Genomic DNA, 5,561 nt, shown 5'->3' with positions numbered 1-5,561 from the left:
TTGCTCTATAAAAAACCCCATCTTCATTCTCATAAATCATTCCTGATTGCTATAGTTAGGATAACTTACTGAATTTCATCAAATGTTTTTGTTTTTAGCAAGTCTTTCCCTCTCCTCAAGTATCAAGATTTCTAAACACTTTGACAAGCTACTTATCTCCCTTTTTTCTACGATCGCTTTAAAATCCTTTAAAACATACGGGTAGATCGACAAATGCAACGGTTGTTTTGTGATTCTCACTTTCTACCTACGTAAAAGATGACCGTGATTAATATCGTTTCCATTCTAATATTTTCGATTCATGATTGAGTTAACCTCAATTTGAAGAAAATGTTAAGACTTGCTGTTTTATCCGCACTCGTTTTTTTTCTCATCGTTGGCAGTTCACAGTTAGCCAAAGCCTATCCGGCTCAACCCCAAGCACCACCAGCACAAGTTACTAAAACCTCTCAATCTTCTCAACAGTTACCCCCGTGGGTTAGTCTTGGCGGCGGTTGCTTAGCCGGTGGAGGATTGGGAGCATGGGGGAAAGAGAAGCTCAACGAACTTTTGCAGAAGTCACAGGATGGACTTCTGCAACAGGATTACACGGCCTGTCCTCAATACGTCAACGATCGCATCCAAGGTCTTGAAGTCATGCTAAAAAAATTAAGCCGTCGATTCAATTACATGGAAAAGGGGCTAATTCGCCACCTTCCTAAGTATCAATGTTACGGCGATTCTCAAAATTTAAACAATACCAACCACTAAATAATAAATAACTTAAAATGAAAAAATTTACTGCACTCGCACAAACCCGTATTGGCAAAAATGTTGCTCCTCAAAAACTTTATACAGAAGGTTCAGCAATACAAATTGAGGAGATTTTAGAAGAAACTGAAGAACAAATTCTATGCAAATTAGCTTATGGTCAAGGGGATTGGTGGCTATTTAAAGAGAACTGGGGATTCCCCAAAAATTCCTCAATGCCTACTCCAACGAACACGGTCAAACCATTCAACAAAGAAAAAACTTTAGCTCAAAAGATTGTTGATTGTTGTAAATCTAGGAATTATCCTTTGAGAACTGGGAACGGAGAAATCAATATTGTTGCCGTTGAGGGGATGAATGTCGATGGTTCCTTTAATAACGATCAGGCTAATTTGTGGAATGATGCGATCGCTATTATGGTCTTTGAAAACGGGACACCCAAATTAAAATGTTGTTACTCAGGCACAACGGAACCTGGTAGAACGGTAACACAAAACCCCTATCGTGGTACAACTGGAGCGGCTAGGTTGGACACTGGACACCACCAAGACTTATGGCAGGTTGGTCTTCACCGAGGTTATGAAGCTTTAGCCCAAAATTCTAACGCTGCTAGATTGGTTCGCGATCGAAATAAGAATTATTCTCGGGATGATAAGGTTACTGTCGAAACTGGTAGAGGCATTAATCTACACACCACAAAGACAACTGGTTGGCGTGGTAGTGCAGGGTTAACCATAGAGAATTGGTCTGCCGGTTGTGTGGTCATTCAAGACCCAACACAGTTTCTAAATCTAATGAAAATTGTCAAGTCTGACCCTCAGTATAAAGCCAATAAATCTTACAAGTTTGATTTTATCTTGCTGTGGTCAAGATGGTTGGCTGTGTCAGCGGTTGAGGAAGCTGTGAAGAGCATTCAAACACTGGAGCTAGAATTAAAAAAAGCTGTTGACTTTACCAAAAAACACGAAGGGATGATACTGGACGCTTACGCTGATCCTTTACACGGTTGGGGTGTTCCCACTATCGGAATGGGGACAACGGTTTACCCCAATGGAACCAAGGTCAAACAAGGCGATCGTATTACGGAATCACAGGCTTACGAGTACGCTATGGATTTTCTGAAAACTCACTTAAGACCACAGTTAAGCAAAATTCCAACTTGGGACCGAATGAGCGTCAACCAGTGTGTTGCCCTGTATAGCTTTGGTTACAATTCTACAAAGGACGGAACTTTACCTCGATTACTGCTGTTTGCGACTCTCCTGAAAGATGGGATGACCAGGCATGGGTCAAGGCACAGTTCGTCAAGTACAGGAATCCAGGTTCCAATGTTGAAGCTGGTTTGAGAAAGCGGAGAATTGAAGAAGCACAACTTTTCTGCAGTTAACTGGGAATTGTAGCTGTTGATCACCAATCTTGTGCAGACAAAAAATCGATACCTGCTTTCTCTGCACATTGGCGCACCGCGAAGCGGATCTCTTCGAGATCGCTCTCCATATCTCCTACCAATAATTCTTGTGTAGGCAAACTTGCAAATTGCTCTCTATACCACTGAATCATTCCAATTCCAGGTTTCCTGAAACTGTCAAAACTTCCCTGGTTTTTAATAGTTTCATTTTTCCCGTTGGGGCGAACTCTGATCATAGTTTCTCCCTCGTCAGGACAAAATAAAATTGTCCATAATTGAGGAAACAAACTCATTGTCACAACCTGTTCTTTTATACAATCTTCTAATGTTTTATGTCCGAAATCAACTCCTTTTTGATTGGTAATTCCAATTATATTCCATCCATTATTATGGTATACTTGAGTTATATAACTGGCTTTCTCCAATGGTTTTTGATCATCGGGTTTGGTGATAAATTTTTCTCCCGATTTTGTCGTTCTAATTGTCCCATCTAAATCTAGAAAGAGTAGCTTATTCATGTTATTAAATAAAACAAATGATCTCCTTTAATTAGCGTAATAATAAGATACCAGCCTTGATCAAGGTTATCGTCGGGAACTGGCGTGGGGACAAAAATCATCAATCCAAGGTAGGGCAACTAGACGAAGCCATTTGGTTGATTCATGCCTTTCAGAAAAAATCCATGTAGAAATTACTGTGACAAACCATCAAAAACAAAGGGATTTTTCCTCCAGGTTATTCTTTCGATCTTAGCTAGGTTTTATTTTTCTTTTAGTAATACGTCGCCAAAATCCTTTTACGACTTTGAATTGCTCGATAATATGCAAGATAATAAATGCTAAAAAAGTATAAGCCAGCCAAAAATGAATGTTTCGACCTAAGTCCACCAAGTTACTATTCTGAGGAAATAAATCAGGTAGAGTAACACCGAAAAATCGTACATTATTGTTTTGAAAAGAGTTAGAAAAAAAGAAGCCACTAATGGGAATAACCAACATAAAGACATAAAGAGAAGTATGTAAAGCTACTTTTTGTATCCATTGAGAACTATACTTGGGCAATCGCTTAGTATATTTTTTCCACCAGACTCGTAATAGAGTTAAAATTCTCCAAGTTAGTAAAGCCATTGTCAACACGCCTATAGATTTATGAAAATCATAAAGAAAGTTTCGTCCAAAGACTTCTCTTGGCAAACGGGACATTAAAGAACCACCAATGAAGAGGAAAATATAACAATAAAACATCCACCAATGGAGCGACATTAAATTTTTATAAGCAGAATTTTTTCTTGATTTTGTTATTTTTGAACTTTGAGTCATGACTTTTTCCCAAGTTACTTTACAGTAATACTATTATTTGTTGAATTGATATTGATATTAATTCAACAAATACAAAAGAGTACAGTTTTAGTATCGGTAATAATTGATTAACTCATAATAATGACCTCTGAATATTTTTCAGTTTTCTGTACATCTTTCAAGATAGATTATTTATCATGAAAAGACAATAGGCTATTTTATGGACAGATTGTCAACAAAAAAACGACAGTTGATCACAATAATCTTTATTCCTTATCCTAATTTCTTTTCCCAGAATAATGCTTTGCCCATTTTGGGATTTAGCTCATAGCCTCTGAATCCGAATGCTTTGTATGCTGACTGAGCAACATGATTTCCTTCAAGCACTTCGAGAGTAAGTTTACAGCAACCCAAATCGTATGCGATTTCCTCAGCTTTGTTTAAAAGAAGTTTGGACAAGCCTCGTCTACGGTAGGGTAAAGCAACAATTACATCATGGATATTGAGTAATGGCTTACAAGCAAAGGTAGAAAATCCTTCTAAGCAAACAACAAGCCCGGCGGGTTGAGAATCAACAAATGCGAGAATAACATGAGCCGATTTTCTCTTTGCAAGCTCTGTTGGAAGATTAGCCTTCACCTCATCGGAGAGACCTTGACCACCACCCATTGGATCAAGTGCATACTGATCCATTAACTGGATCAGAGCTTTCACATGAGCAGATAACTTAAAGTCTGCTTCTATAATGTCAATCATGTTTCAATCAATTTCTTGACTATTCTACATCAACAATTGTTGGCACTTTGAAGTGACATCCTCCCACACCAAATCACAGATTATGGTGTGGGCTTCCCAACTCGCATCGGGGATCTTTCTGCCCACAGAGGGATATTTCCCCTACGCCAGTTATCTAGGCTCATCACCCCCGACACCTCGACTTGACAGACGGTTTCCGTTCGGCAGAGTCCCTGCCTACTATCTGGAGTTTAGACTAAACACTCATACTGTACAGTCTAGTCTAACGATTTAGAAGTCATAAAAATATGATTTAGCCTGTCAGAAAAGCTGAAAATAATACTAATATATTGATGAAAAACTTTAAGCAGCCTTTTTCTTGGCTTTTTTCTGTCGAGTAACTGTCTTTTTAACAGTGGGATAATGAGGTCTTTTATTCCTTTTTTTACCTTTCTTCCAACCAGGAGACTTTCCACGGGGTTTGGGCGGTTTTGCCGGTGTGCCAATCACCGTTAAAAGTCCTGAAAAGCTTTGTGCTACTCGACCTGGGGTCAACTTATCCCTTGTTTGCGGTTTCTGCCAAGGAAGAGGATTATCTTCTATTATGTCACGACCTAACCATAATTGCCATGTTAAAATAGGCATTAAGTGACTCCATCGCTGTCCTTTTTCTGTGGTTCCCAATTTGGCCTTAGTCCAATGCAATCTTTGTTTAACAAAACGATTCCAGTGTTCAATGGCAAAGCGTCTCAAGTATAATTCCCAAATCCATTTTAAAGATAGTATTTCATCACCAATCCATGCTAACCACATCGGTTTTGCTACTTTTTTGGAAAGTTCTTTTCCCCTTCGTTGAATCAAGACGATTTCCATCGGTTGGGCAGCAGATTGATAGAAATGAAACTTACTCCATCTTGTGATTTCTACTGTCCCCCAGGTTGAGTCATTAATTTCTACTGTTTCAACAGGAATGCCCCAAGTTGTGGGGTCAGATAGTTTCATTTTCTCACCATGTTTTCTGGGTCTTCCTTTCCCTTGATATTTTGGCGGTTCTGCATAAATACAACGATTTGGACTTAAACGCATTAAAAAGTCAGCATCTATTCATGAATGTCATTTTAACAAATTTTGCACACCCGTATTCACTATCCCATAATGTAATCGGTCTTTCTTTGAGATATTTACGAACTTGTTTAACCTGTAAAATTGCCTTGACTATCGGTGTTTGATGAGATGTAATTAAATCGTGCCTTAATGGTAATGCCCAACTTCCGTTTTCTTCAGGAATCCATGCCAATGTACTGTAACCATGCCCTAAAGGAAGCTTCTCAAAAAGTCTGGGGGGACTCGCCGAAAGTTAGGGGACAAAG

General features: G+C 38.9%; 5 protein-coding genes and 2 pseudogenes. 2 read left to right on the top strand and 5 right to left on the bottom strand.

Annotated features, from left to right (window positions below; all coding sequences use genetic code 11):
* Nucleotides 1-330 precede the first annotated feature (330 nt).
* Both P9B04_RS13400 and P9B04_RS13395 read left to right on the top strand, forming a co-directional pair.
* Nucleotides 331-750: a hypothetical protein gene (locus tag P9B04_RS13400; protein WP_342055492.1), complete on the top strand. Its 420-nt coding sequence runs from the start codon at nt 331-333 to the stop codon at nt 748-750.
* Between the two features lie 17 nt (nt 751-767).
* On the top strand, nt 768-2,096 hold the full coding sequence (locus P9B04_RS13395) for a lysozyme (protein ID WP_342055491.1): 1,329 nt from the start codon (nt 768-770) through the stop codon (nt 2,094-2,096).
* Between the two features lie 61 nt (nt 2,097-2,157).
* On the opposite strand, the gene P9B04_RS13390 is transcribed toward P9B04_RS13395, so the two are convergent.
* From P9B04_RS13390 to P9B04_RS13370, 5 genes and pseudogenes are all read right to left on the bottom strand, one after another.
* Nucleotides 2,158-2,676 carry an HAD-IIIA family hydrolase gene (locus P9B04_RS13390; protein ID WP_342055490.1) on the bottom strand — a complete coding sequence of 173 codons (519 nt, stop codon included), beginning with the start codon at nt 2,674-2,676 and terminating at the stop codon, nt 2,158-2,160.
* A gap of 231 nt (nt 2,677-2,907) precedes the next feature.
* Nucleotides 2,908-3,477 (bottom strand): cytochrome b, encoded by a 570-nt coding sequence (locus P9B04_RS13385; protein ID WP_342055489.1) that lies wholly within the window; start codon nt 3,475-3,477, stop codon nt 2,908-2,910.
* Between the two features lie 252 nt (nt 3,478-3,729).
* A complete protein-coding gene (locus P9B04_RS13380) occupies nt 3,730-4,212 on the bottom strand; it encodes a GNAT family N-acetyltransferase (RefSeq protein WP_342055488.1) in 483 nt (160 codons plus the stop codon).
* Between the two features lie 80 nt (nt 4,213-4,292).
* Nucleotides 4,293-4,424, bottom strand: a pseudogene (locus tag P9B04_RS13375) (RNA-guided endonuclease InsQ/TnpB family protein); the annotation flags it as partial.
* Nucleotides 4,425-4,554: 130 nt separating this feature from the next.
* Nucleotides 4,555-5,515, bottom strand: a pseudogene (locus P9B04_RS13370) (transposase); the annotation flags it as partial.
* Nucleotides 5,516-5,561: the final 46 nt, after the last annotated feature.

Source organism: Crocosphaera sp. Alani8, from assembly GCF_038442745.1.
Taxonomy (GTDB): domain Bacteria; phylum Cyanobacteriota; class Cyanobacteriia; order Cyanobacteriales; family Microcystaceae; genus Crocosphaera.
Note: the sequence above shows the minus strand (reverse complement) of the source record. Positions and strands in the feature narration are given on the sequence as shown.